Origin of the sequence: Maricaulis sp., from assembly GCF_034670125.1 — a bacterium.
Classification (GTDB): domain Bacteria; phylum Pseudomonadota; class Alphaproteobacteria; order Caulobacterales; family Maricaulaceae; genus Maricaulis.
Genome location: NZ_JAXMOC010000001.1, coordinates 52,480 through 78,154 on the forward strand (window position 1 = coordinate 52,480; position 25,675 = coordinate 78,154).

The window sequence follows — 25,675 nt, forward strand, 5'->3', positions numbered from 1 at the left end:
TGTGTAGAGTTTCCGGTACGGGCTGGCCACCATAGCTTTGAGTTGAAACTTTCAAGACGAAACAATCCGACGGGTCGAAACCCATCAATAAATTTCATAACTAATTGATATGTATGTAAATTATGCAAACCGTTACCTGAAAGTAACAGCCCGGCTTTGATTTCCGCGATCCGGAGCCGTCAATATTCTGATCTGGATTTCTTCGATATCAAACTAGAAAGCCGGAATCACCGCATCCAAATCGGTTGGATTTCGATGGCGCTGCGAGTAAATCCAAAGAGGACCTCAGACAGGCGGACCGAATGAGCGATCACGACGAAATTCTTGTGTCTTTGCGGCGGATAACGCGCGCTATCGATCTGCAGTCAAAACGCTTGGTCAAGGCAACAGGCCTGACCGCCCCGCAACTCGTCGTCATCGACACGCTGCGCAAGCGCGGCGACCTGTCCCCGAGTGCCATCGCGCGCGCCGTGTCGTTGAGCCAGGCGACGATCACCTCGATCCTTGATCGCCTGACCCAGGCGGGCCTCGTGGAGCGGGTGAAAAGCGACACCGACAAGCGGGTTGTCATGGCGCATCTGACCGAGACCGGCATAGAGGCCGGTGAAACCGCCCCCGAGCTTCTGCAAGCCGGCTTCCTTCGCTCCTTTCGCGAACTTCAACCCTGGGAGCAGAACATGTTGATCGCCTCGTTGCAGCGTATCGCCGAGCTCATGGATGCCGAGGATCTCGACGCATCGCCCTTCCTCGATACAGGCGAAATCACCCAATGAGCGAAACCACCGACCGCGCCCTTTCCGGCCTCAAGGTCGTCGAGCTGGCGCGGGTTCTGGCCGGACCGTGGGTCGGACAGACCCTCGCCGACCTTGGCGCCGATGTGGTCAAGGTCGAGAGTCCGGCCGGCGATGATACCCGGACCTGGGGGCCACCCTGGATTGACCATCAGAGCGGACGGTCGGCCGCCTATTACCACGCTTGCAATCGCGGCAAGCGCTCCGTGACAGCGGATTTCCGCAACCCGGACGATCTCGATTTTGTCCGCGCCCTGATTGCCGACGCCGACGTGGTGATCGAGAATTTCAAGGTCGGAGGGTTGGGCAAGTTCGGCCTCGACCATGCCAGCCTCGCCGCGGATCATCCGCGACTGATCTATTGTTCGATAACCGGCTTCGGCCAGACCGGCCCTTACGCCCACCGGGCCGGTTATGACCTGGCGATCCAGGCGATGAGTGGCGTGATGGACTTGACGGGGGAAGCCGAGGGTCCGCCACAAAGGCTTGGCGTCGCCTTCGCCGACATCTTCACCGGCCTGTACGCTACAATCGCAATCCAGGCCGCTTTGGTTCAGCGCGAACGGACCGGCGAAGGCCAGTACATCGACATGGCGTTGCTCGACTCGATGATCAGTGTTCTTGGCAATCAGGCAATGAATTACTTCGCAACAGGCACATCGCCCCGCCGGATCGGCAATGCGCACCCGTCCATTGTGCCCTACCAGGAATTCGGCTGTTCCGACGGTCACATCATCATCGCGTGTGGCAACGACGCGCAGTTCGAGCGCCTGGCCCGCGCCCTCGCACTCGACGAGGCCGTACTGTCAGCCAACCGAACCAACGCCCAACGTGTTGGCAACCGCGCTATGCTTGCCGCCTTGATGTCGGACAGGCTGGTGACAATGTCACGGGCGGAGGCCCTGGCGATGCTGGAGGACAATGGCGTTCCGGCGGGGCCGATTAATTCGGTGGCCGAAGCGTTCGACGACCCGCAGGTTCAACATCGCGGTCTCGCGATCGCGTCGGACGGCGTGCCGGGTCTGCGTTCGCCCATCCGGATGTCCGGTAGCGAGACAGGCGCCACGACCCGCGCGCCCGGACTGGGCGAACACACCGAAATGGTCAAAGCGGAGTTGCGCGAAAATGGATGGACCGGGCCCGGTCAATGACAGGCCCGATCCGGAACACCTGGCTCGGTTGACCGGCCCATCGCGCCTAGCTGTTGAAACGCTCGCCTTTGGCGGCCTTGTCAGCCAGATAGGGCGACACATCGTGCCCGAAGGCCTTTAGCCCCCCAACCACGACATCGAGCCCGATCGTGTCAGCCCAGAACATCGGCCCGCCGGTATAGGCCGGCCAGCCATAACCATTGATCCAGACGGTATCGATATCCGACGCGCGCTGCGCCATGCCTTCGTCGAGGATTCTCGCGCCCTCATTGATCATCGGGAACAAAAGCCGATTGCGGATGTCCTCGGCCGACAAGGACTGCGGCGCCTGCCCCGATTTCGCAACGAATGCGGCAATCACCGCCTCCACTTCCTGCGACGGTGAGCGTCGCCGGTTTTCGTCATAATCGTAGAAGCCCCTGCCCGTTTTCTGACCGCGGCGGTCACGTTCGCACAACACGTCTCGAATGGTTTCGCCATTGGAGGTTTCCTTGTTCCAGCCGAGGTCCAGGCCGGCCAGATCCGCCATCTGGAAAGGTCCCATCGGCAGACCGAAACCGGTCAGGGCATCATCGATATCCCACGGCTTGATACCCTGCATCAGCATGGCATTGGCGGCCTGTTGGCGCGGCGACAACATCCGATTGCCGATAAAGCCATGGCAGACCCCGGACACCACCGCCACCTTGGCGACCTTCTTGGCCAGGGCCATTGCCGTCTTGAGGACAGCCGGAGACGTCTTTCCGGCCCGCACCACTTCGAGCAATCGCATCACATTGGCGGGCGAAAAGAAGTGCAATCCGAGCACGAACTCCGGCCGTGTCGTCACCGCCGCCATTTCGTCGACATTGAGATAGGACGTGTTGGACGCCAAAATCGCGCCAGGTTTGACGATCGCGTCGAGTTTGGCGAAGACCTCCTTCTTGACGTCCATGTTTTCGAACACGGCCTCGATCACCAGGTCGCAATCGGCGAGGTCGTTCATGTCGAGCGTGGGTGTCAGGCGGCCCATGCACTGCTCGACCTGTTCGGCCGTGAATTTGCCACGTGATGCCGAGCGTTCGTAATTCTTGCGAATGATGGAAACGCCGCGGTCGAGCGGCACTTGCTCACGCTCAAGAATGGTGACCTCCATCCCGGCGGTCAGGAAGTTCATGGCAATTCCGCCGCCCATGGTGCCGGCACCCAGTATTCCGACCCGGGCGACAGGCAATACCGGCGTGTCGGCGGGGATCCCGTCAATCTTGCCGGCGGCGCGCTCGGCAAAAAACACATGGCGCAACGCGCGCGACTGGGTGCCGGCGACCAGCTTGCCGAACAGCGCTCGCTCTGTCTTCACACCCTTGGCGAACGGCTGGTCAATGGCGGCGCGGACCGCCTCGATGCACGCTTCCGGTGCCTCGAACCCTTTCAGCCGACGCAGCTCGGTTTTGCGGAAATTGTCGAAGAAGGCATCGTCCAGTCCCGAACCGAGCCGGTCCGTGCGGGCGCTTGAAACGGGGTGGGTCGCTGCCGACGCAACGCTGCGCGCGAAATCGACACCGCTCTCGGCGAGCTGGTCTTCGGCGACCAGCTTGTCGACCAGACCGATCCGCTCCGCGGCGGCCGCCGAGATCGGGTCGCCCTTGACGATCATGGGAAGCGCGGCCTCGACACCCACGACCCGCGGCAGGCGCTGAGTGCCACCAGCGCCAGGCAGGAGCCCCAGCTTGACCTCAGGCAGGCCCAGCTTGGCCGAGGCGACGGCAATCCGGTAATGGCACCCCAGTGCGACTTCCAGTCCGCCCCCCAGCGCCGTACCGTGAATGGCCGCGACAACAGGTTTGGTGCTCGCTTCAATGGAATTGATCACATCCGGCAATGATGGTCCGACCGGAGGCTTGCCGAATTCGGTGATATCGGCGCCCGCAAAGAATGTCCGTCCCTCGCAAGTGATGACGATCGCCTTGACAGCATCATCAGCCGCGGCCGCGGCGATGGCGTCTGCGAGGCCCTTGCGGACAGCTTGTCCAAGCGCATTCACCGGCGGGTTGTTCGAGGTAACAACCAGAACATCACCGTCCTTGCGCGTGCTGATAATCGACATCCGCAACTCCTTATCAGGCGCCCGGGGCGTCGCCACCAACAGGCACTTTTTATGGTTGGCCAAACCGGTAAACCGGTCCGGCCCCTACCCGGCTGACTGCATACCCTGAATTCAATCTTCTGAGCAACCGCGCCGCCCCGCCCTATCAGAACCGACCGACAGACGAGGCCGAACGTGGCGACCCGGTCGGGAGAGCATCAAGACGGTCACCAAACCCGATACAGGATCATGCCTGAGTACCGTCACAGTTGGTCGGCAAGGGCGGCGCGACAGCTCCGCAGCCGGGTCAGACGAAAATCGCGACGCTCTGCATGCCTGTGACCACAGGCTCGCGCGCCGCATTCCAGACTTGCATGGCCTGGCTCGACGATCCATGACGGGCCAGATCCGCGGTTGAGCGTGACAGCCACCATCCGTCCGAAGTCGCCGGTTCGGCCATCAGCAAATTGACCTGCCAAGTCATCGAACTGATCGGTCCTGGCCTGGAAAACAGTGCCATCGCGGCAGGCGGCAGGGCATCTCCAATGGCCATCAGTTCGACCATCGGATGCAGGCCGGTACGATCCTTCAATCGGACCCAGCGCATGAAGTCCGGGTCGTGTCGCGCCTCGATCGGAAGCCCGTGCCGGTATTCGAGATTGCTGGTGAAGAATTTGGGGTCGGGATTGGCTCGCGCGGGCGCGGCATCGCCAGGACCCGGCACGTCCGGTCGGGCGGTTACTGAATAGTCGATACTGGACTCAAGCCCTACCATGAACACAAACAGGGCCTTCATGCCCAGCTTGCCATCCGCATGAACACTGGCCTCGATGAAGGCCGCTGTCCGCCCCCGGCGAAGAAGCTCGGTGCTGACCGTCACAGTTCCGGCCAAGGGACCGACGAATGCGATCTGGGCGGAGCGCAGCGGCGGCAGATCCGGCGCAGATCGTATCGCCGCCTCGAGGGCAAGAGCGGCGGTCAACCCGCCATAGACCGTACGCCCCTGCATCCATGTATCCGGCACGCTTACGGTCAGGGTGGCTCCGGCAGCGTCGATTTCGGCGTCGGACAAAATCTGCGGTAGCGACATCAGTCATCCCTCAAGGCTTCGAGCGCCAGCCTTGTGGCCCTCAGCGTCGCCGGCGACACCGGGTGTGAAGACGACAGTCCGCCATCAACCGGGATGGCCTGTCCATTGACATAGCTGGATGCCGGCGATGCAAGGAAGAGCGCCATGGCGGCGATCTCTTCCGGCTCGCCACCGCGTTGAAGCGGGTTGAGCTGACCAATCCGGTTTTCCTTGCCCGCGGCCCGAACCTGATCATAAAGCGGCTTGGTCATGCCTGTTTCGGTCAGGCCGGGGCAGATCGCGTTGACCCGGACATTGGTGCCCAGCAGGCTTTGACAGGCATGCTGGACCAGATTGATCACACCGGCCTTCGACGCAGAGTAGGCGACCGGGCCCGCGCCATGACGCAAGCCCGCTACCGACGCCGTACAGATGATTGACCCGCCGCCCGCCTGAATGATCTGCGGAGCGGCATGCTTGATGGCCAGAAATGGCCCGATGAGGTTGACCCGGAGCACATCGGCCCAGGTCTGCTCTGTGGTTTCGAAGAATTCAGGCAGCCCGCCTGTGATCCCGGCATTCGCAAAGGCGATATCGAGACGCCCGAACGCATTCACGGCCTCCGCGACGGCCGCCTTCACATCCGCTTCCGAACCCGCGTCCATGACCAGCGACCTGGCATCGCCACCCTCGGCCCGGATCGTCTCGACGGTTTCCTCGACCGAATCTGATCGATCACAAACCATAACGCTGGCACCCGCCTGGGCGAACAGCACGGCCGACGCCCGACCGATCCCGGAAGCGCCACCTGTGATTATCGCGGACTTCCCCGCCAAACTGAACATGGACATCTTGGCTCTCCCGATTGAAATCCCGAATTTCACCGCGCCGCGGTGTCAGGCGCCCGCCTGTCGCGCGAACTCCCAGGCGCGTTTCGCCAAGGGGCGAAGGCGCGCCACGGTCGCTTGTGCCGTGTCGCTGGACGCATTGCCTTCAATGATCCGCTTCTTGATTCCCTGCACGATGCCGACCAGCCGGAACAGATTGTAGGCGAAGTACCAGTCCATGGCCGGCACACTGTCGCGGCCGGTCAGCGAACAATACAGAGCAACAGTGTCGTCGAGGGTTGGAATGCCGGTCGCGGCATAATCAACACCCTCCAGCCCCGCCCCGCCGGCTTCGGCCGGCATCACCCACTGCATGGCGTAATAGGTAAAGTCGGCTAGCGGATCGCCAAGGGTCGAGAGCTCCCAGTCAAGGACCGCCTTGATGCGAGTGCCATCCGGCTCGAACAGGGCGTTGTCGATGCGATAGTCACCGTGAATGATCGATGTCCGCGACTGCTCGGGCACAGTGCGGGGCAGGAATTCGATCAGCGCCTCCACTTCCGGCAGGTCGTCCGTCTGGGATGCACGGTACTGCTTGGTCCAGCGCCCCACCTGGCGCTCGAAATAATTTCCCGGGCGCCCGTAATCGGCCAATCCGGCCGCCACATGATCAACATTGTGAAGATCGGCCAGTGTCGTGGTCAGAGCCCGGTACATGGCTGCACGTGATGCCGGCGCTTCGCCCGGCAGGCTTCCATCGGCCAGCGAGCGCCCGTCGACCAGCTCCATGACATAGAACATCGAGCCAATAACGCTGTCATCGGTGCACAGCGCGTACGGGCGGGCGACGGGGAAACCGGCGGGGTGGAGCGCAGAAATCAGCCTGTACTCACGATCTACAGCATGCGCCGAGGGAAGGACCGGGCCAAAAGGTTTCCGCCGCAGCACATGGGATGTGGTGGCGGTTTCCAGACGGTAAGTCGGGTTCGACTGCCCGCCCGGAAATTTGCTCAGCCGGATAGGCCCGCTGAACCCGGGAATTCGGGACGCCAGCCACGCTTCAAGGCGAGGCAGGTCCATATCATCAGGCGCCGGCGCGCCAGTCACAGCTGTCATCGTCAATCCCGAGTGAAAGATACCAAGCAGGTTGTCCTGTATCGCTGAGGGATAGACCATACCGTTTCCTCGGTAAATGGCTGACCTTCGCAACTCGAGACCGCCTAGTGCGCACAAAATGCCCTTAAATGGGGGCACTAGATCAAACGTCCGAATGCGCTCGCACCATACCGATTCCGCTATCGAAAATGTGAACACGTCTGGATGGACGTGACGCCGGACCGCGTGACCGGATCACCAAACTCTGCTAAGCGGATGATATGAATGCGACTCCGAATACTGCGGACACGGCGAAGACCCGCCGTTTCCATCAAAAGCGCGAGCTCATCCTCGACGCCGCTGCCACCCTGATCAACCGGCATGGCGTGCGCGGCATGACATTCGTGGACGTCGCCCAGCTGGTCGACCTCAACACGACCAGCATAACCTACTATTTCAAACGCAAGGAATTGCTGGCCGCCGCTGTACTCGAGCGCGCGCTTGAGCGGATCGAGCACCTTGTGGACGAAGCCTCCTCGGAACGAACCCCAAGGGCCCGGGTCGAGCGATATATCCGGCTGAATTTTGACCTGCAGGCCCGGATCAATGCTGAAGTCGAGCGCCCCATCGCGGTCATCTCCGATATCCGGGCGCTCAACGAGCCCTTCGGCAGCGAGTTGACGAAGCGCTATGTGGGGGTGTTCCGCAAGCTGCGCACCTATTTTGATGCCCCCAAAACGCCCGAGGAAAAAATTCTCGGCACCATCCGTGCCCATGTCCTTGTGCAGAACATGTTCTGGGTCCCGGCCTGGCTGTCGCAGTATTCGACCGGCGATTATGACCGGGTGATCCACCGCATGGTGGAAATCTTCGAGCACGGCATCGCGCCGAAGGGTGCCGGCTGGACCCCGCACCTGCTGCCAATCGACGAGTCCGAGCTGAAAGTGGGGATCGAGGGCATGCCAGGTAATTTCGCCCGGGCCGCCACCTTCCTGATCAATGAGCGAGGCTATCGTGGCGCATCGGTCGAGCAGATCGCGTCGGAACTGAATGTCACCAAAGGCAGCTTCTACCACCACCTGGAAGCCAAGGACGAGCTGGTCCTTGAGTGCTTCCGGCGATCCTATGGCCGGGTGTCACTGGTGCAGAGAGCCGCAACCAAGGCTGGCGGCGATCAGTGGCAAAGGCTGTCTTCGTCGATGGCAACGCTGTTGAACGTTCAGCTCTACAGCGAATTTCCGTTACTGCGCACGACCGCCCTGCAGGCCCTGCCGACCGACTTGCGAAACGATGTTCTCGACCGGTCCAATCGCATGGCACGACGCTTCGCAGGCATGATGATCGACGGCATTACAGAGGGTTCCGTCCGACCAGTCGACCCTCTGGTCGCAAGCCAGGCGATCATGGGCGCGCTGAACTCGGCCTATGATCTGCGCGACTGGATCAAGGATGTCGATCCGGCTTCAGCCTTTTCCTATTACGCGTCGACGCTGGCCCATGGGCTGTTCTCACCGCCGCCGAAGCCCTTTCGCGGGTAGGCTTGGCGCGAAGCATGGAAGATTGGGCCCGCTCTCCGAGCCCCCGCCTTCGCTTGCTACCGGAGCCAGTTGGACCCGCTGGCCGATAGCCAGGCTGTCCAGGTCGTCGGCGACCAGATTGGTCAAGACGGCCACACCTTCATCGAGCGTCACATAAGCCACCGCAAACGGCGCGCCCTCGCCACGCCGCATGACCGACAGGCTGTAGATTTCGCCAAAGCCGGACGCATCCACCCAACGGGTGTCCGCCGAACCGCAATGCGGGCAGATGGCACGTGGATAGTAATGGGCCCGGTCACAGCTGTCGCAGATCTTGATGCGTAGCACGCCCGCGCCCAACCCGTCCCAGAACGGCCCGGTTTCCGAGTTTGGCTGCGGGGCGGAGAACGTGCGCGCGCTCATGACTGACGCTCCAGAATAAGGGTTGCTGCGCCATGACGGGCTCCCAATGACCCGCCGATGCCGGTCGCCAGCGCGAGGTCACAACCGGGCACCTGGACAGCTGGCGCCGCCTCACCGCGCAATTGCCGGACGGCTTCGATCACCTTGGTGATGCCGCCACGAAACATGGGGTGATTATTGCACAGGCCGCCGCCATCAGTATTGAATGGGAGCTTCCCCGTGCCGGAGATCAGATTGCCCTCCGCCACGAATTTTCCACCGTCGCCCTTGGCGCAGAACCCCAGGTCCTCCAGCTGGATCAAAACGGTGATGGTGAAGCTGTCATAGATCGACGCGTACCTGATATCGGCCGGTGTCACGCCCGCTTCCTCGAAGGCGCGGGGCCCAGACTTCGCGGCCGCCGAGACCGTCAGGTCTAGGCCGAGACCTCCCGAGGGACCCTTGGTCGCCTCGCCGGCCCCCAGCAGCGATATCACAGGCCGGTTCAATGTCTTCGCGATATCCGGCGACACAACAACCAGGGCACCGCCGCCATCCGTGGTCACGCAACAATCAAGACGGTGCAACGGGTCCGCGATCATCGGGCTTGCGAGGACATCCTCGACCGTCACGGTCTTCGGCAGCATGGCGTGAGGATTGTGCCGGGCATGATGGGAGGCGGCGACCTTGATCCAGGCCAGTTGCTCCGAGGTGGTCCCGAACTCATGCATGTGGCGCGCGGCGCACATGCCGTAGCTGGTGTGATTGGTCAGCCCGACCCATTGCTCAAATGCCGCTTCCGGGGCACCGGGTCGAAAACGCTGCACAGCCTCCGACCGCGGACGGCCGGCGAGCGTGATCAGCGCCACCGAGCATTGACCCATCGCGATCGCCTGCGCGGCATGGGCGACGTGCTGGATGTAGGTACAGCCCCCCATCTCGGTAGAGTCGGTGTGACGAATATCGAGCCCCAGATAGTCGATCATCGAGATGGGTCCGAACCCCGGCGCGTCCGTGGCGCAGAAATAGCCGTCGACATCGGCCAGTGAAAGTCCGGCATCGGCCAACGCGCCGGCAGCACATTCGGCATGCAGCTGCGGCGTCGTCATGTCCGGTGCGAGCCGGGTCGGGTGCTCAAAGGCACCGGCAATGCAGGCAGAGTTTCGTAACGACATGATGGGCCCTGTGTGTCTTTCGCTGACTTATTCCGCGGGACCGGACGCACCCGGCACTTCGCTGGCACGGATAGAAGCAAGATTGGCCTCGTGGCTGGCCCGGTCGATCCGGTAGAAATAGAGGAAACACGCCCCGCCGATATAAAGCACCGCCATCATCGGGATGTAGAGTTGGGCCAGCCCGGTCACCACGCTCATCTCGACACCGCTCGTACGGGCATCATCGGGCATCCCGACCATCGCGAGCATGATTGCCGCGACCATCGCCCCCAGCCCCGATGCGCATTTCTGCATGAAGGAGTTGGCGGCATAGAACAGACCTTCGGCGCGGCGCCCCGTCGCGACGGCGCTTGCGTCTGCCACATCGGCGATCATGGCATGGACCAGGATCGCAGATGAGATGGCGCAGGAGGCGTAAAGCGACGAGATTACGAACAAGACCGGCAACAACAAGGGATTGTCGTTCGCATAGAACACGCCGATCAACCGCAGAATATAGGGCGAGATGACAAACAGGACCCCGGTCACCGCGAGCAGGAATGCGGCGCCGCGCTTGCCCAGCCGCTTTGAGAGCCGCGGCGCGATGGCCAGAGCCAGGAAGGCGCCGAGGAAGCCGTCCAGCGACAGAATGGCCAGGCCGGGCCCGCCAAATCCCCAAAGCAGCGATCCGAAATAGAGGATCAGCGCGGAACTCATGCCGACAGCGGTGTATTTAAGGACACCAAAGGCCAAAACAGCGAGAAAACCCTTGTGGGAAAAGGTCTTGCGCATCATCCCCAGCGTCTGGAAGGGGTTGCGCGTCCGCGGCGGCGGCAATTGCCGCAGATACTTGATCCGGTGATGTGTTCCCGCGGTCGAGACCAGCACGGACACAATCATGATCACCGCTCCGGTCACGCCGAAGGCAACATACCCATCCGGATTGGTGATGCCAGAAGGGTGTTCCGGCGTCTCGGCGAGGAAAAAGGCGAGCGCGACGAAGGCCAGCCCGATGCCTCCAGCATAACCAAAGAAAAAGCGATAGCTCGCAATCGAGGTCCGCTCGTCATAGTCGGTGGCCAGTTCCGGGGCGAGCGCCGAGGATGGAATTTCATAAAGCGTGATGAAGGTTCGCACGCACGACGCCACGATCACGATATACCAGAACAAACCAACTCCACTGAGACCTGCCGGAGGAAACCAGAGCAGGAGAAAACTGCCAGCAGCCGGCAGGGCGGAGGCATACATCAGCGGGTGCCGGCGGCCCCATCGCGTTCTCAGACTGTCAGAAATCTGGCCGACAATCGGGTCCGAGATCGCATCGACGATCATGACCGTCAGGATCGCCGCTCCGACAAGCTCGGCCGGAGCCCCCATCACATAATTGTAGAAGTACAGGAGGAAGACCTTGAACGCCGCGTCCTTGACGCCATAGGCCATGGAACCAATGCCGTACAACATCTTGATCTGGAAATTCAGAGGCGGCGCACCCACCGGATGGGTCCGTTCAGTCATGCGCCCTCCAGAGACACGTGGCAGACTCTCCCGCGTAATCCCGTCATGGGCGCGGCCCTCCTCCCTCGAAACCAGGCGCTGTATTCAGCGTCCCGGCATGCCGCGGCGGCGCAGCCATCCAGCATGGGCACTTTCTCACGACCAAACGAGCATACCTGTAATTTGAAAAGCGACAAGAGCGACAGAATGGAGATGCGCATGCATGACCGTCATCCGGATTTGCGACCTCGCTGACCAAAATTGGCAAACCGGTCCGGTTTTTTCTTGCCCCGCTCCACTTCAGGCGACTAGAACGTGACCATAACCCATTGCAACAGGGGAGAGGCAAGGCGCAGGCAAAGTCGAACAGGCAGGCCCGATGTCCGGCAATCCCGGTCTTCGAAGTCGTCGACAACGACACGCTGAAACCCGGCGCCCCCCCTCCCGAACATCCTGTTTCCACAGTCAGAGAGATTCAATCATGCGTGATGCCGTCATCGTCTCCACAGCCCGCACCCCGATCGGCAAGGCCTATCGCGGCGCCTTCAATGCCACACCTTCGCCGACCCTGTGCGGCCACGCCATCAAGTCTGCCGTCGAGCGTTCCAAGGTCGACCCGGCCGAAATCCAGGATGTGATCATCGGTGCGGCCCTGCAGCAGGGCGTGCAGCACACGATTGGCCGCACCGCCGCGCTGCGGGCCGGACTTCCGGTCACCGTCGCCGGCCAGTCGATGGACCGCCAGTGCTCCTCCGGCCTGATGACAATCGCCACGGCGGCCAAGCAGGTCATCGTCGACCGCATGGATGTGGTTGTCGCCGGCGGCGTCGAGTCGATCTCGATGGTCCAGACCAAGGAAATGCGCGTCCAGCCGGACCCGGAACTTCTGGCCATGCACAAGGACATCTACATGCCCATGCTGCAGACAGCCGAGATCGTGGCCGAACGCTATGGCATCTCCCGCGAGCGCATGGACGAATACGGCCTGCAATCTCAGCAGCGCACCGCCGCCGCCCAGGACGCCGGCAAGTTCGATGACGAGATCGTGCCGATGAAGTCGACCAAGATTGTCGTCGACAAGGCCACAGGCGAAACCTCGCAGCAGGAGGTTTTCCTTGAAAAGGACGAAGGCAACCGCCCGGGCACCGAGCTAGCCGGCCTGCAGGGCCTGAACGCAGTCATCGAAGGCGGCACCATCACCGCCGGCAACGCCTCGCAACTCTCTGACGGCGCCTCGGCCTGCGTTGTAATGGAAGCCGGTCTGGCAGCAAAGCGTGGCCTGGCCCCGCTGGGTCGCTACATGGGCATGGCCGTCGCCGGCACCGAACCGGACGAGATGGGCATCGGCCCGGTCGTCGCGGTGCCGAAACTGCTCGAGCGGTTCGGCCTCAAGACGGATGATGTCGGCCTGTGGGAACTCAACGAAGCCTTCGCCGTTCAGGTCCTCTATTGCGCGGACAAGCTGGGCATCCCGGCCGACAGGCTGAACGTCAATGGCGGCGCCATCTCGATTGGCCACCCCTATGGCATGTCTGGCGCCCGCATGGTCGGACACGCCCTGATCGAGGGCAAGCGACAGGGCGCCAAATACGTTGTCGTCACCATGTGCGTCGGTGGCGGCATGGGCGCCGCCGGCCTGTTCGAGGTTCTGTAGTCCGGCTACGGACCGCATGAACACGAAGGGGCCGCACCGGATCATCCGGCGCGGCCCCTTTCGTCAGCAGTGTCCGGCTTCCAATGCCGGACCTATTCGTCGCGCAGACGGATCAGCCCTTCTTGCGCGGTCGACGCGACCAGCCTGCCCTGGCGGTCAAAGAGCTGCCCCCGATTGAAGCCCCGACCGGCGCCGGACCATGGGCTGTCCGTATCATAGAGCAGCCAATCCCCCATATCGACGTCCTCGTGAAACCAGATCGCGTGGTCGAGGCTGGCCGACTGCATTTTCCGGGTCATCCAGCTGACGCCATGTGGCTGCATGCAGGTACTCAACAGCGCCATGTCGGACGCAAAGGCAAGAATGGCGCGGTGCATGATCTGGTTGTCTGTTGCCAGATCGGTGGCGCGTATCCAGATCTGTCGCTTCGGTTCCCGCTTGCGCGGATCGAGCGGCGACCAAGGGTCGACCGGTCGCATCTCGATCGGGCGCGGCCGCGTCATGAAGCGGTAGAACGGCTCTGGAATCTGATCTTTCATCTTGCGCAGGAGCTCGACCTCGGTCGGCAACTCGTCAGGCGTGATGACATCCCCCAAATCGACCTGGTGCGTCAGCCCCGCCTCCGGCTTCTGAAAGGAAGCCGTCATGTTGAGGATGGGCTTGCCCCGCTGCATCGCGATGACACGACGGTTTGAGAAACTCCCCCCATCGTAGTCACGCTCGACCCGATAGATGATCGGGAAGTCCTCATCGCCCGGACGCATGAAATAGGCGTGCAGGGAATGGACATGCCGCTCCGGATCAACCGAACCGACCGCAGACGTCAGCGCCTGGGCAATAACCTGCCCACCAAAGACCCGGCCACGACCGCCGGGATTGCGGCGCCCACGGTACAGGTCGACATCGATCTCCTCGACATCAAGCAGATGGACCAGACCCGCCGCCAGCTCGGCTGGCGTGCGACGATGCGCGTCGTCCCTGTCAATGTCTGACTTGTCAGCTTCAGCCATGCTGCTGCCCTCAACCGGATCTTCGTTTCAGCGCCAAGTCTGGACCGCGCGCGTGCGAATTTCCAGCTTCGGGTACGGCGATCAGCCGATCAGGTCAGGACGCGACCACACGCAGCGACTTCGTGGGCGCATCCCAGGGCAAATGCTGGGAATCGAGAATAACCATGTTGTCGCGGTTCACGATTTCCGGTCGGGCGTTATAACCCAGCAACTCCTTGACCGAATGATCGGTGTGCCGCGCCAGCATCATTGTTTCGTCGGACGAGAAATTGGTTAGCCCGCGAGCGACCTCATCACCGCTCTCCGAATAGATGTGCAGGACATCGCCCTTGGTGAACGCGCCATGGATCTTCACCACATCCTCGTGACTGACGCCGGTCGCGCTGGTCTTCAACGCCGCCGCGGCGGAATCCGTAAGAACGAGACCGCCAGCGCGATGCAGCCGGTTGGTCAGCCAGACAGCCCAGGACGACGCGGGGGTGCCCTTGGCGACGCACTTGGTGTGGCGGCGCTCTCCGCTCAGGACAGCGGAAACGGGGCGATCGATCGTGCCCTCCGCAATCAGGGTGGTACAGCCGGCATTCTGGGCCAGATTGGCCGCTTGAATCTTGGTCAGCATGCCGCCCGAGCCCAGCGAACTCGTCCCGGAAGTGACTTCAAGATACTCGGTAACGTCCTCGATCGTGTCGACAAACTGCGCCTCCGGGTCCGACGGGTCGCGATCATACAGCCCGTCGATGCTGGTCAGGATGATGAGATGATCAGCCTGGATCATCTGCGCGACACTGGCGGCAAGACGGTCATTGTCGCCAACCCGGATCTCTTCGGTGGTCACCGTGTCATTCTCGTTGACGATCGGCATGATGCCGCGCTCGAACAGGCGCTGGATCGTGTTCTTGGTGTTGAGGAATCGTCGACGTTCCTCCAGATCATCCAGCGTCACGAGAATTTGCGCGATATCAAAACCGTGCTCCTGTGCCACCTGCCGGTAGGCGTGAAGCAGTAGCGGTTGCCCGCACGCCGCAGCTGCCTGCTTGTCCAGCACGCCTGCCTCCTCTGGCGAGGTCTTGATCGCATTGAGCCCCAGGGCCACAGCTCCGGACGACGCCAGCACGACATCATGACCCTGATCGCGGAGCCGGGCGATATCCGCCAGCAACTCGTTCATGAAGGCATAGCGAAGTGTCAGTCGGCGATCATTGGCCAAAAGGCTAGATCCGATCTTGACGACGATGCGTTGACGCTGGCTCACACGGTTCTCCTGAATAACACGCCGAATAGCATCCCGGCGCCAATAGTTCGCGCAAACTATTTAGCATTCGAAATTTTTCAACCCCAAAACATGTCCAAAAGCTCGCCGGTCGCCGAAACAAGCGTGGTATATGGCGTAATTTCTTATGCCCCGAGGGCTGGAACGCGGAGATGCTGCAACCGCATATATAATTTGAATTCGAAATTGTTTTTGCTATATAGCCCTCCACATCGTGCTCGACCTGCCCCGGCGGATCGGGCATTTTCATGTGAGCAGGCCGCTTCCGCCCGGGAGTGGCATCACGGACGGAGCGGACTTGGCATGGAAATTCTGTTGGTGGGATGCGGAAAAATGGGCGGCGCCATGCTGCGACGCTGGCTTGATGCCATGCCCGCGCGTTTCACCACCGTGAACCGGAGCGGCCGCGCCCTGCCGCCCGGCACCGAGCACGTCGCCGGCCACGAGGCCCTTGCCGGTCGCCGGTTTGATGCCATCATCATCGCGGTCAAACCTCAGCAAATTCCCGAAGTGATGCCCGACTACGCTGACTTGCTGGCAGACGGCGGCTGTTATGTCTCGATCGCCGCCGGGTATTCGACCGGTTCACTGGCCAACCTCCTCAACAACGCGCCGGTGATCCGCCTCATGCCGAACCTCCCGGCCCTGATCGGACGCAGCGTCAATGGCCTGTTCGCGGGTCCGGCTTGCGCCGACCTTCACCGTGAGCTTGCCGATCAACTGGCCCGTACAACCGGAATGGCGGTCTGGCTGGACGACGAGGATGAACTGGACCGTCTCACGGCCGTCGCCGGCAGCGGGCCGGGCTATGTCTTCGAAATCGCCCGCAGCTATATCGCGGCAGCAGAGGCCTTGGGCTTTACTGCGGAGACAGCCCGCTCGCTCGTTCTGGAAACCATGGGCGGCGCCATCGAAATGGCAGCCCGCTCGGACCAGGACGTCGCGGAACTGCGCAATTCCGTGATGAGCAAGAAGGGCACGACAGAAGCCGGGATCAATGTGCTGCGCCGGGATGGCCAGCTGGACGACCTGCTGCGCGACACCACGCGTGCAGCCTACGACCGGGCGGTCGAACTGCGCTAGTTGCCCGACACGCCCTTCTCAATAACACTGCACCCCAAGGAAGCCATGTCAGACCGTATGCAAGCCTATATCGAACAACTCGGCCGCCAGGCCCGTGCCGCCTCCCGCACTCTCGCGACGGCGTCCACGGAGCGAAAGAATGCGGCCCTCATTGCCGCAGCGGCGGCCCTGCGACTACGGGCCAACGATCTGCTCGAGGCCAATCGCATCGACGTTGAGGGCGTGCGCAAGGCCGGCAAGCCGGATGCCTTCATTGACCGTTTGATGCTGGATGGTGACAGGATTGAAGGGGTGGCCAGTGCGGTCGAGGCGATCGCGACCCTGCCCGACCCGGTGGGGCGCATCCTGGCCGAAATTGATCGACCCAATGGCTTGCGGATCGAACGCGTCGCGGTGCCGTTGGGCGTAATCGGCATGATCTACGAGTCGCGCCCGAATGTCGGCGCTGACGCCGGCGCATTGTGCCTGAAATCCGGCAATGCCGTGATCCTGCGCGGTGGCTCGGAAAGCCTCAACTCGACCCGCATCATTGTTGAATGCATGAAGGAAGGCCTGCGTGAGGCCGACCTGCCGGACGATGCGATCCAGATGATCGACACCGCCAATCGCGACGCCGTGAAGCATCTGCTCCAGTGCACCCAATTCGTCGACCTCGTCATCCCGCGCGGCGGCAAGGGCCTGGTCTCGCTGGTCCGCGATCAGGCGCGCGTGCCAACGCTGCTTCACCTCGACGGCAACTGTCACACCTATGTTCATGCCGGTGCCGATCTCGACAAGGCTGTCGCCATCGTCGAGAACGCCAAGCTGCGCCGGACCGGGATCTGCGGTGCCACCGAAAGCCTTGTGGTGGATGAGCGCGTCGCCACGGACCTGCTGCCGCGCCTGGTCGACCGGATGACCGCCTGTGAGTTTCGGGGCGACCCGGCAGCCGTCACCATCGATCCGCGCATCAAGGCAGCCGATGACGCAGACTGGGATACCGAGTATCTCGACGCCTGCCTGTCGGTAAGGATTGTGGACGGGCTGGAGGCCGGCATCAATCATGTCGCGGCCCATTCGTCCGGCCATACCGACGCCATTGTGACGGAAGACGCAGACGCCGCGGCATGCTTCCTGGCGATGATCGACAGTGCCGTCGTCATGCACAACGCGTCGACGCAATTCTCGGATGGCGGGGAATTCGGAATGGGCGCCGAAATCGGTATTGCCACCGGCAAGATGCACGCCCGTGGCCCGGTCGGTCTCGAGCAACTCACGTCATTCAAGTACCTGGTGCACGGCGAAGGACAGACCCGTCCTTGACGGCCGGGCGTCCACTGGCCTTGAGCCAAAGGGCAAATTCCTCAATCTTCCACCTTCCGTTTCGCTGAACCCAAGGCAAGTCCATGGATATTGAAGCTCTTATTTCGCTGGCGCTCTACTTCATCCTGATGATGGCGATCGGGCTGTACGCCTATCGCAAGTCCACGGATGACGTGTCCGGCTACATGCTGGGCGGGCGCCAGTTGCACCCGGCCGTGGCAGCATTGTCCGCCGGCGCGTCCGACATGTCGGGCTGGATGCTGATGGGCCTGCCGGGTGCCATCCTGTTGACCGGGATGTCGGAAAGCTGGATCGCCATTGGCCTCATGATCGGCGCCTATTTCAACTACAAGCTCGTCGCGCCGAGGCTGCGGGTCTATACCGAGGTTGCCGACGACGCGATCACCATCCCTGACTATTTCGAAAAGCGGTTCGCCGACAATTCGCGGCTTCTTCGTGTGATCTCCGCCATCGTCATCGTGCTGTTCTTCACCATTTATACGTCGGCCGGCGTGGTCGCAGGCGGCAAGCTGTTCGAAGCGTCCTTTGGTCTCAACTACCAGATCGGCCTGTTTGTGACCGCCGGTGTTGTGGTCGCCTATACGCTGTTCGGCGGTTTTCTGGCGGTCAGCCTGACCGACTTCGTGCAAGGCGTGATCATGTTCCTCGCCCTCGTCCTCGTTCCGGTCGTGACCATAATGCAGCTCGGCGGCTTCGGACCGACCATCGATGCCTTGAGCACCCTCAGCGTCGATGTCGGGGGGTGGGACAAACCCTATCTCTCGATGATCCCGCAGGAGAGCCTCGGCCTCGCGGCGATCGGCATCATCTCGACCATGGCCTGGGGTCTGGGCTATTTCGGCCAGCCGCACATCATCGTGCGCTTCATGGCGGTGAAGTCGCTCAAGGACGTCGCCACCATGCGCCGCATCGGCATGAGCTGGATGCTGATCACCGTGATCGGTGCCGTGCTGACCGGTGCCGCCGGTCTCGCCTATGTGAAAAGCCAGGGCATCCAGACCGCCGAAGGTCTCAATGTCGCCCGGGTCGTGGAAGCACCCAGTGATGCCACCACCACTATGGGTGATCTGGAAAACATCGACACCACTGGCGCCTTCGCCGATGGTGAGGTGATGTTGCAGGATCAGGAAACCATCTTCATCCTGCTCTCCCAGGTCATTTTCCACCCCTATATCGCCGGCTTCCTGCTGGCGGCGATCCTGGCCGCGATCATGAGTACGATCTCGTCCCAGCTTCTGGTCTCGTCGAGTTCATTGACCGAGGATTTCTACAAGATCTTCCTGCGGCGCGGCGCCAGCCAGAAGGAGCTGGTTCTGGTCGGCCGCCTGTCCGTGCTGGCCGTGTCGCTGGTGGCGATCGGGCTGGCCTTCAATCCGGACAGCAACATCCTTGGCCTCGTGTCCAACGCCTGGGCCGGCTTCGGGGCCGCCTTCGGCCCGGTCATCCTGGTCAGCCTGTTCTGGCGCGGCATGACCCGACTGGGTGCCATCGCCGGCATGATTGCCGGTGCGGTCACAGTGCTGGTGTGGATCTACGGCCTGCAGCTGTCGGGCGTGATGTATGAGATCGTACCGGGCTTCATCGCCTGCCTGGTGACGCTCTACTTCGTCTCCAAGGCAACCGCCAAGCCGGGACCGGAAGTGACCGACTATTTCGACGAGATGCACACGCGCATCAAGGCCGGATAGTCACGAACACGTCCACAAACAAGAAAGCGGCGGCCCATCGGGTCGCCGCTTTTTTCTTGCCTTGAGACAGGGCTGGAGGATCAGGTCTTCATCGCCGCGGCCGCTGCCGCATTCGCCGTGATCGTGTCCCAGTCACCGGCCTCGATCATCGCGCCTGTGGCAATCCACGACCCGCCGACGCAGACCACATTCGGCAGCGCCAGATAGTCCGGCGCCATCTCGCGGGTGATCGAACCGGTCGGGCAGAAACGGATGTCCGGCAAGGGGCCGGCGATGGATTTGAGATAGGGACGGCCACCGGCCTGCTCGGCCGGGAAGAATTTCAGAATCTCGAACCCGGCCTCGACCGCGGCCATCGCTTCGCCTGCCGTCGCGACGCCTGGCAGGACCGGAAGGCCCGACGCCAGCAGCGCCGGTATGAGTTGCGGCGACAGTCCCGGCGATACCAGAAAGTCGGCGCCAGCGGCCATACTGTCGGCAACCTGCTCGGGCGTGCGGATGGTCCCCATGCCGATAATCATGTCCGGCTCGGCGGCCTTCATCGCGGACAGGACGTCCAGCGCCACCGGCGTCCGCAGGGTCATTTCCACCACACTCAATCCGCCCGACTTGAGGGCGCGAGCCAGCGGGGCTGCCTTTTCTACATCACTGACCGTCAGGACCGGTATGACAGTGGCTGCGCGGGCGAGTGCTTCAAGTGTGACCGTCATCGGTGGAAATTGCCCTGTTCTGCCTGTGCCGTTGCGCCACAAGAGGCCATCTCCGCGGCTTGTTTTGGCGGCGTTGAAGCCCCGGAGTGATCAACCTGCCCGCCCTTCGGATCAGCGAAGCGCAGCAGCGTTATTTGGCTGCCTGAACTCTATACGCCGAATGTTACCCCTAACATAGTCTCGACATCAAGCCGGTCCAAACCATGCCTTCCCTGCCGGGGCGGAACAGTCCAGACAGGTCCGATATCGACGCTAGGGAGACGCGACATGAACGAACTGGCCGGCAAGACCATCGCTATCACCGGTGCATCCAGCGGGCTGGGCCAGCATTTCGCCCGCCTCCTCGCCAACCGCGGCGCAAAGCTGGCGCTGATGGCGCGGCGCACCGACCGGCTGGATGCCGAGGTCGACGCCATCCGTGCGACCGGCGGGCAGGCGATGGCGATTGCCCTCGACGTCAGCAACGCCGAAGCCATCGGGCCGGCTCTGGACCGGGCCGAAGCGGAACTCGGTCCCCTCAATGTGATGATCAACAATGCCGGTGTCGGTGGCGAAGGCCTGGCACTGGACATCACGCCGGAGCAATTCGACCAGACCTTTGCCGTCAACACCCGCGCCGTCTATTTCGGCGCCCGCGAAGCGGCCAAGCGCATGCTCGCTTCAGGCATTGCGGAAGCCGGCGAGGCCCGGATCATCAACATCGCCTCGATCGCAGGCCTGACCGTTCTGCCCGGCCTCACCGCCTACTGCGCGTCCAAGGCTGCGGTCATATCGATGACCAAGGGGCTGGCGCGCGAATGGGCTCGCCAGCACATCGCCGTCAATGCGATCTGCCCCGGCTACATCGAGACCGAGATCAACGCCCACTGGTTCGCCACCGACGGCGGAAAGAAGGCCATCTCGCGCCTGCCCCGCAAACGCTTGATGGATATAACCGCGCTGGATGACGCACTGCTGATGCTCGCCGGCCCGGCGGCCGGTTCGATCACCGGCACCGCCATCACCATTGATGACGGTCAGGTGCTCTAGCGCCGGCTCGAGGACGGCCGGTCAGCGCGGCTGGCTGACCGCAGGCACGTCGGTGAATGGCAGGATACCGAACTCCGGGTAGATCTCTGTCGGATAGTAGAAAGTGCCGTTGGCCGACACCAGGGCGATTGTTTTCAGATCCTTGAAATCAGCCGTCGGGTCGCCCGGCACCAGGAAAAAGTCCGCCAGCATGCCGGGAGCAATCGAGCCCAGCTCGTCGTCCACGCCGAGATACTCGGCCATGCCATGGCTGCCCCAGGCGATGATCTCGGCCGGGGTCATGCCGATATTCTGGTACAGCTCGAGCTCGCGATGATGGGCAAAGGACCCGCCCAGGTCGGTACCCGGGACGATGAACACCCCGGCCTCATGCATCATCCGCAGGGTCTGCGTGATCTGGTCAAAGGCGCCGCGATAATTGGCATCATCCTCATCTGTTGCAATATCGGCCCAGGCACTGCGTGCGCTGCGCTGGGTCTCGACCGGCATGTGGTCGATATAGTCGACCACGCCCGGTGACACCTGGCCATTGCGCGACAGGAGCAAGGCCTCATGGATGGCGTAGGTCGGATCGATAGCGACCCCATTGGCCACCATCGCGTCGATCGTGGCTCGGACCGCGTCACTCTCCAGATCAAAGGCCGGCAGGCGGCGAAGCGCTGTCAGCCGCAGCAGGGAGCGCGTATCCTCTCCCTCTTCCAGCACCCAGCCCAGCATCACCTGGTTGATATGGGTCATCTCGTCATACCCGGCGGCAATCATGGCGTCGGCATTGGTGAAGGCCGGCACATGACCGGCGACGCGCAGACCATTGGCGTGCGCCGCCTCGATGACGGCCGGGATCCAGTCGGGATTCATCGAGTTGTAGACCTTGACCTGGATGTAATCGCCACTGGCCGCGTAAGTCTCGACGGCGGCGACCGCTTCGGCCTCGGTTTCCACCAGGATGCCATTATTGGAGCTGAACGGGCTGCGCCCCTCGATGAAACCGCTGCGATGGACGCGCGGACCGGCGACCTCCCCGGCCTCGATTCGGGCAATCAGCTCGCCCAGCACGGCGTTGTTGTTGCCCATGTCGCGGACACTGGTCACGCCCGCCGCTATATTGAGGAAGGCGCTGGTCTCGCCCATGTGGGCGTGCATTTCGAACAGGCCCGGGATCAGTGAACCGCCCGCGCCGTCAATCTCGGTTTCGCCCGGCTGTGTCGCGACATCAAGCGCATCGATCGCCGAAATCCGGTCACCATCAACAACAACCGATACCGGCTCACCCAGGGCAAGCGTCTCCGGATCGAAAACCCGGACATTCCGGATCCGTACCGGCCCGTCATAATCGTGCGCAACACGCGACTGGATTTCCGCGAAACGGCGGGCACCATAGCTGGCCGCGATAGCGCGCAGGCGCTCGTCTTCAGCCTCGTAGCCGGCTTCAAGGATGGCAAAACCGGGTGTGATCAAGCCGAAGAACGCCGAACCGTCCATCAGGAAATAGGTCGGATTCTCACTGGTACCGGACAGGCCGTAGGCGATCACCTCGCGGCTCGCCTCGCCATTGCTTACGCTCAACCGGTCGACCTCGGACAGGCGCAGCTCGCCCCCGGGCAGGGCGGCCATCGACATGCCGTCTCGATCCATCAGGGCGCGGGCGGCAATGGCCAACCAATAAGGGCTGGCATCCTGAGGTACATAAAATGCGTCGCCGTCCGGAATAGCCTGATCGCTGCCGGTCGCATCGCGCCAGCGGGCCTCACTGTCGACGTACTCAAAACTCTCATCGATCGGATTGCCGAATGTCGAGGCGCCCGAAATCGTCCAGTCGGTGGGCAGGCCGTTCTCATCCAGCGTGACGCTCTCGGTGATGGTCGGGCCACGTCCGTTATTGCGATACTCGAACTCAATGCCGTAGCCATCATCGGTTGGCCGGATATCCATTCCGCCGATCTCGGTTCCGCCAACCAGGACCGTAAACCGGGTGGCTTCGGCCGCCGATCCGGCCATGGACGCCGCTTCGTCCGTGGTCCCGGTTTCAACGGGCGCGCTGCAGGCAGCCAGAGCGGCCACGGCCATTCCGGCCCAGATCGATTTCATGGTCATGGACATCCGTGTCTCCCCCGAGGCAATTCTTGGTGAAGACGGTTAACACCCTTTCCCGGGCCTGTCTTCCGGATCGGCCACGGCGGCCATGCTGCCAGCCGGTCCGGCCCGCGCCCTTGCGATCTGCCGATGCAACGAAGATTTGGGTACCAGGCACGGACACGTCATAATGGCGGGCAATTGAAGGCGGCAATCGGGGAGGTCGGCGCCACACCATGCCCATGTTGATTGATACAATCGACGATCTGGATGCCCGCGCCGCATGCGCGCGACATTCAAACCGGCCCGACACCCTGATCGAGGTTCTGCACCAGGTGCAGGCCGAGGCCGGCCATGTCTCGGACGCGGCCATCGCCACCATTGCTGACGCACTCAATCTCAGCCGTGCCGAAGTGCTGGGCGTGGTCAGTTTCTATCATGATTTCCAGCGCCAGCCCGGCGGCGCCCATACGCTCAAACTCTGCCGCGCCGAGGCTTGTCAGGCCGTCGGGGCCGATGCGGTGGCCGCAGCCATCGAAACGCAACTGCAGGCGCGGGCTGGAAACCACGATCACCCGGACATCGACTTGCGCTCCGTCTATTGCCTGGGCAATTGCGCACTGGGTCCGGCCGCCATGCTGGATGAGCGCCCGATCGGTCGACTGACCCCGGAACGGGCGCTGGCCATCCTCGCCGGGCTCGAAACACACGCCGGGGGCAGCGAATGAGCAACCTGCCCCAGCGTATCCTTGTACCGGGCGATTCCGCGTCACGGTCAGTCGGCGCGGATGACGTCGCCGACCGTTTGACCAACGCCCTTCCTGCCGGCACCACCATTGTCCGCAACGGATCCCGCGGCCTGTTCTGGCTGGAGCCACTGGTCGAGGTCGAGCGCGACGGCAAGCGCCTCGGCTTCGGCCCTGTGACGGTCGATGATGTGGACGATCTCGTCGCTGCCGGCTTCCCGGAGGACGGGCATCCGCTCGCCCTGGGGCCGGTCGACACGATACCGCAACTCGCAAGACAGCAGCGCCTGATTTTCGCCCGCTGCGGGCAGGACGCCCCGTTGGACCTTCCGGCGTACGAAGCGGCCGGCGGCCTTGCCGGCCTGGCCCGGGCGCGGGCCCAATCGCCCGATGCCATCATCGAGGCTGTGAAAACCTCCGGCCTCAGAGGACGCGGCGGCGCCGGCTTTCCGGCCGGGATCAAATGGGAGACCGCCAGCAAGGCGACAGGCAGCGAGACCTATTTGTGTTGCAATGCCGACGAGGGTGACAGCGGGACCTATGCTGATCGCCTGTTGATGGAAGGCGACCCCTTCACATTGATAGAGGGCATGTGCATCGCTGCCCGCGCCATCAGCGCCACGCACGGGCTTGTCTATTTGCGGTCGGAGTACCCGGACGCCATCCGAACCCTCAAAGCCGCCATCGACGTCTGGCGCGACGCCGGGCATTTCAAGGGCCTGTCGGCGGGTGACAGCTTTGACATCGAGGTTCGGACCGGAGCGGGCGCCTATATCTGTGGCGAAGAAAGCTCGATGCTCAACAGCCTGGAGGGCAAGCGGGGCGAAGTGCGGGCCAAGCCGCCCATCCCGGCAATATCCGGCCTGTTCGGACAACCGACCATCGTCAACAACGTGCTGACACTGGCCAGTGTTCCCTGGATCCTCGCCCATGGCGGCGATGCCTATCGGGAGTTCGGGACCGGCCGGTCGCGCGGCACGCAGGCCTTCCAGCTAGCCGGCGACATCCGGCAAGGCGCGCTGATCGAACTGGCCTTCGGAGCGAGTCTGCGTACGCTGATTGAGGACTTTGGCGGCGGGACCCGGTCCGGGCGACCGCTGAGGGCCGTTCAGGTCGGGGGCCCGCTTGGCGCCTATCTGGCCGAGAGCGACCTCGATGTCGCCCTTGAATACGAGGCGCTCGCGGCAATTGGCGGGATGCTGGGCCATGGCGGAATTGTCGTGTTCAATGACACGGTCAACATGGCCCGGCAGGCCCGCTTCGCCATGGAGTTCTGCGCCATCGAGAGCTGCGGCAAATGCACCCCGTGCCGGGTCGGCGCCACACGCGGGCGCGAGACACTCGACAAGATCATCAACGGTGAGGATGTCACCGGCAATCTGGCCCTGATCGAAGACCTCTGTGAGCTGATGACCGACGGATCATTGTGCGCGATGGGCGGCCTGACCCCGATGCCGGTCCGCAGCGCGATCAAACGCTTTCCGGAAGACTTCACCCGTCCGCTGGCCGCCGAGTAGGAGACCG

General features: G+C 62.6%; 21 protein-coding genes. 10 read left to right on the forward strand and 11 right to left on the reverse strand.

The window, feature by feature from the left end:
* The first annotated feature begins 302 nt into the window (after nt 1-302).
* A complete protein-coding gene (locus VOI18_RS00165) occupies nt 303-773 on the forward strand; it encodes a MarR family transcriptional regulator (RefSeq protein ID WP_323760400.1) in 471 nt (156 codons plus the stop codon).
* On the forward strand, nt 770-1,942 hold the full coding sequence (locus VOI18_RS00170) for a CaiB/BaiF CoA-transferase family protein (protein ID WP_323760401.1): 1,173 nt from the start codon (nt 770-772) through the stop codon (nt 1,940-1,942). The genes VOI18_RS00165 and VOI18_RS00170 overlap by 4 nt, the downstream gene beginning before the upstream one ends.
* Before the next feature lie 46 nt (nt 1,943-1,988).
* Here VOI18_RS00170 and VOI18_RS00175 read toward each other — a convergent pair whose 3' ends face one another.
* The 4 genes from VOI18_RS00175 to VOI18_RS00190 form a co-directional block, all read right to left on the reverse strand.
* Nucleotides 1,989-4,028, reverse strand: a complete 2,040-nt coding sequence (locus VOI18_RS00175; RefSeq protein WP_323760402.1) for a 3-hydroxyacyl-CoA dehydrogenase NAD-binding domain-containing protein — start codon at nt 4,026-4,028, stop codon at nt 1,989-1,991.
* A 286-nt stretch (nt 4,029-4,314) separates the two neighbouring features.
* Nucleotides 4,315-5,097 carry a thioesterase family protein gene (locus VOI18_RS00180; RefSeq protein WP_323760403.1) on the reverse strand — a complete coding sequence of 261 codons (783 nt, stop codon included), beginning with the start codon at nt 5,095-5,097 and terminating at the stop codon, nt 4,315-4,317.
* Entirely contained in the window at nt 5,097-5,921 is an 825-nt protein-coding gene (locus VOI18_RS00185; protein ID WP_416374846.1) for an SDR family NAD(P)-dependent oxidoreductase, read from the reverse strand. Before VOI18_RS00185 ends, VOI18_RS00180 begins: the two co-directional genes overlap by 1 nt.
* A gap of 51 nt (nt 5,922-5,972) precedes the next feature.
* Nucleotides 5,973-7,019: a phosphotransferase family protein gene (locus VOI18_RS00190; protein WP_323760405.1), complete on the reverse strand. Its 1,047-nt coding sequence runs from the start codon at nt 7,017-7,019 to the stop codon at nt 5,973-5,975.
* Nucleotides 7,020-7,279: 260 nt separating this feature from the next.
* Here VOI18_RS00190 and VOI18_RS00195 point away from each other — a divergent pair, with 260 nt between their 5' ends.
* The gene (locus VOI18_RS00195) at nt 7,280-8,536 is read left to right on the forward strand and encodes a TetR/AcrR family transcriptional regulator (protein ID WP_323760406.1); all 1,257 of its coding nucleotides are present in this window, start codon (nt 7,280-7,282) and stop codon (nt 8,534-8,536) included.
* Here the strand turns inward: VOI18_RS00195 and VOI18_RS00200 are convergent.
* From VOI18_RS00200 to VOI18_RS00210, 3 genes are read right to left on the reverse strand one after another with little or no spacing between them, the layout of a single operon-like run.
* Nucleotides 8,507-8,938 (reverse strand): Zn-ribbon domain-containing OB-fold protein, encoded by a 432-nt coding sequence (locus VOI18_RS00200; protein WP_323760407.1) that lies wholly within the window; start codon nt 8,936-8,938, stop codon nt 8,507-8,509. The two genes, VOI18_RS00195 and VOI18_RS00200, sit on opposite strands and share 30 nt — an antisense overlap.
* Entirely contained in the window at nt 8,935-10,092 is a 1,158-nt protein-coding gene (locus VOI18_RS00205; protein WP_323760408.1) for a thiolase domain-containing protein, read from the reverse strand. The genes VOI18_RS00200 and VOI18_RS00205 overlap by 4 nt, the downstream gene beginning before the upstream one ends.
* Nucleotides 10,093-10,119: 27 nt before the next feature.
* A complete protein-coding gene (locus tag VOI18_RS00210) occupies nt 10,120-11,586 on the reverse strand; it encodes an MFS transporter (protein WP_323760409.1) in 1,467 nt (488 codons plus the stop codon).
* Between the two features lie 460 nt (nt 11,587-12,046).
* Between VOI18_RS00210 and VOI18_RS00215 the strand changes: the two genes are divergently transcribed.
* Entirely contained in the window at nt 12,047-13,219 is a 1,173-nt protein-coding gene (locus VOI18_RS00215) for an acetyl-CoA C-acyltransferase (protein ID WP_323760410.1), read from the forward strand.
* Between the two features lie 92 nt (nt 13,220-13,311).
* On the opposite strand, the gene VOI18_RS00220 is transcribed toward VOI18_RS00215, so the two are convergent.
* Both VOI18_RS00220 and proB read right to left on the reverse strand, forming a co-directional pair.
* Nucleotides 13,312-14,229: an acyl-CoA thioesterase II gene (locus VOI18_RS00220; RefSeq protein ID WP_323760411.1), complete on the reverse strand. Its 918-nt coding sequence runs from the start codon at nt 14,227-14,229 to the stop codon at nt 13,312-13,314.
* A gap of 94 nt (nt 14,230-14,323) precedes the next feature.
* Nucleotides 14,324-15,481, reverse strand: a complete 1,158-nt coding sequence (gene proB / locus VOI18_RS00225) for a glutamate 5-kinase (protein ID WP_323760412.1) — start codon at nt 15,479-15,481, stop codon at nt 14,324-14,326.
* Between the two features lie 321 nt (nt 15,482-15,802).
* Between proB and VOI18_RS00230 the strand changes: the two genes are divergently transcribed.
* From VOI18_RS00230 to VOI18_RS00240, 3 genes are all read left to right on the forward strand, one after another.
* Nucleotides 15,803-16,582 carry a pyrroline-5-carboxylate reductase gene (locus tag VOI18_RS00230; RefSeq protein ID WP_323760413.1) on the forward strand — a complete coding sequence of 260 codons (780 nt, stop codon included), beginning with the start codon at nt 15,803-15,805 and terminating at the stop codon, nt 16,580-16,582.
* A gap of 45 nt (nt 16,583-16,627) precedes the next feature.
* Nucleotides 16,628-17,884, forward strand: a complete 1,257-nt coding sequence (locus tag VOI18_RS00235; protein ID WP_323760414.1) for a glutamate-5-semialdehyde dehydrogenase — start codon at nt 16,628-16,630, stop codon at nt 17,882-17,884.
* Nucleotides 17,885-17,967: 83 nt separating this feature from the next.
* The gene (locus VOI18_RS00240) at nt 17,968-19,593 is read left to right on the forward strand and encodes a sodium:solute symporter family transporter (protein ID WP_323760415.1); all 1,626 of its coding nucleotides are present in this window, start codon (nt 17,968-17,970) and stop codon (nt 19,591-19,593) included.
* Nucleotides 19,594-19,673: 80 nt separating this feature from the next.
* Here the strand turns inward: VOI18_RS00240 and eda are convergent, their stop codons facing one another.
* Nucleotides 19,674-20,303, reverse strand: a complete 630-nt coding sequence (eda, locus tag VOI18_RS00245) for a bifunctional 4-hydroxy-2-oxoglutarate aldolase/2-dehydro-3-deoxy-phosphogluconate aldolase (RefSeq protein WP_323760416.1) — start codon at nt 20,301-20,303, stop codon at nt 19,674-19,676.
* A 267-nt stretch (nt 20,304-20,570) separates the two neighbouring features.
* Between eda and VOI18_RS00250 the strand changes: the two genes are divergently transcribed.
* The gene (locus VOI18_RS00250; RefSeq protein ID WP_323760417.1) at nt 20,571-21,332 is read left to right on the forward strand and encodes an SDR family NAD(P)-dependent oxidoreductase; all 762 of its coding nucleotides are present in this window, start codon (nt 20,571-20,573) and stop codon (nt 21,330-21,332) included.
* Between the two features lie 21 nt (nt 21,333-21,353).
* On the opposite strand, the gene VOI18_RS00255 is transcribed toward VOI18_RS00250, so the two are convergent.
* Nucleotides 21,354-23,432, reverse strand: coding sequence for an amidohydrolase family protein (locus VOI18_RS00255; RefSeq protein ID WP_323760418.1), 2,079 nt, complete (start codon nt 23,430-23,432; stop codon nt 21,354-21,356).
* A gap of 209 nt (nt 23,433-23,641) precedes the next feature.
* Between VOI18_RS00255 and VOI18_RS00260 the strand changes: the two genes are divergently transcribed.
* Together VOI18_RS00260 and VOI18_RS00265 are read left to right on the forward strand one after the other, a co-directional pair.
* Nucleotides 23,642-24,133 (forward strand): NAD(P)H-dependent oxidoreductase subunit E, encoded by a 492-nt coding sequence (locus tag VOI18_RS00260; protein ID WP_323760419.1) that lies wholly within the window; start codon nt 23,642-23,644, stop codon nt 24,131-24,133.
* Nucleotides 24,130-25,668: an NADH-ubiquinone oxidoreductase-F iron-sulfur binding region domain-containing protein gene (locus VOI18_RS00265; RefSeq protein WP_323760420.1), complete on the forward strand. Its 1,539-nt coding sequence runs from the start codon at nt 24,130-24,132 to the stop codon at nt 25,666-25,668. The genes VOI18_RS00260 and VOI18_RS00265 overlap by 4 nt, the downstream gene beginning before the upstream one ends.
* Nucleotides 25,669-25,675 lie beyond the last annotated feature (7 nt).

Bases quoted from the DNA above. Each gene is read 5' to 3' on its own strand.
- VOI18_RS00165 (WP_323760400.1), top strand. From the start codon at position 303: ATGAGCGATCACGACGAAATTCTTGTGTCTTTGCGGCGGATAACGCGC.
- VOI18_RS00170 (WP_323760401.1), top strand. From the start codon at position 770: ATGAGCGAAACCACCGACCGCGCCCTTTCCGGCCTCAAGGTCGTCGAG.
- VOI18_RS00175 (WP_323760402.1), bottom strand. From the start codon at position 4,028: ATGTCGATTATCAGCACGCGCAAGGACGGTGATGTTCTGGTTGTTACC.
- VOI18_RS00180 (WP_323760403.1), bottom strand. From the start codon at position 5,097: ATGTCGCTACCGCAGATTTTGTCCGACGCCGAAATCGACGCTGCCGGA.
- VOI18_RS00185 (WP_416374846.1), bottom strand. From the start codon at position 5,921: ATGTTCAGTTTGGCGGGGAAGTCCGCGATAATCACAGGTGGCGCTTCC.
- VOI18_RS00190 (WP_323760405.1), bottom strand. From the start codon at position 7,019: ATGACAGCTGTGACTGGCGCGCCGGCGCCTGATGATATGGACCTGCCT.
- VOI18_RS00195 (WP_323760406.1), top strand. From the start codon at position 7,280: ATGAATGCGACTCCGAATACTGCGGACACGGCGAAGACCCGCCGTTTC.
- VOI18_RS00200 (WP_323760407.1), bottom strand. From the start codon at position 8,938: ATGAGCGCGCGCACGTTCTCCGCCCCGCAGCCAAACTCGGAAACCGGG.
- VOI18_RS00205 (WP_323760408.1), bottom strand. From the start codon at position 10,092: ATGTCGTTACGAAACTCTGCCTGCATTGCCGGTGCCTTTGAGCACCCG.
- VOI18_RS00210 (WP_323760409.1), bottom strand. From the start codon at position 11,586: ATGACTGAACGGACCCATCCGGTGGGTGCGCCGCCTCTGAATTTCCAG.
- VOI18_RS00215 (WP_323760410.1), top strand. From the start codon at position 12,047: ATGCGTGATGCCGTCATCGTCTCCACAGCCCGCACCCCGATCGGCAAG.
- VOI18_RS00220 (WP_323760411.1), bottom strand. From the start codon at position 14,229: ATGGCTGAAGCTGACAAGTCAGACATTGACAGGGACGACGCGCATCGT.
- VOI18_RS00230 (WP_323760413.1), top strand. From the start codon at position 15,803: ATGGAAATTCTGTTGGTGGGATGCGGAAAAATGGGCGGCGCCATGCTG.
- VOI18_RS00235 (WP_323760414.1), top strand. From the start codon at position 16,628: ATGTCAGACCGTATGCAAGCCTATATCGAACAACTCGGCCGCCAGGCC.
- VOI18_RS00240 (WP_323760415.1), top strand. From the start codon at position 17,968: ATGGATATTGAAGCTCTTATTTCGCTGGCGCTCTACTTCATCCTGATG.
- eda (WP_323760416.1), bottom strand. From the start codon at position 20,303: ATGACGGTCACACTTGAAGCACTCGCCCGCGCAGCCACTGTCATACCG.
- VOI18_RS00250 (WP_323760417.1), top strand. From the start codon at position 20,571: ATGAACGAACTGGCCGGCAAGACCATCGCTATCACCGGTGCATCCAGC.
- VOI18_RS00255 (WP_323760418.1), bottom strand. From the start codon at position 23,432: ATGTCCATGACCATGAAATCGATCTGGGCCGGAATGGCCGTGGCCGCT.
- VOI18_RS00260 (WP_323760419.1), top strand. From the start codon at position 23,642: ATGCCCATGTTGATTGATACAATCGACGATCTGGATGCCCGCGCCGCA.
- VOI18_RS00265 (WP_323760420.1), top strand. From the start codon at position 24,130: ATGAGCAACCTGCCCCAGCGTATCCTTGTACCGGGCGATTCCGCGTCA.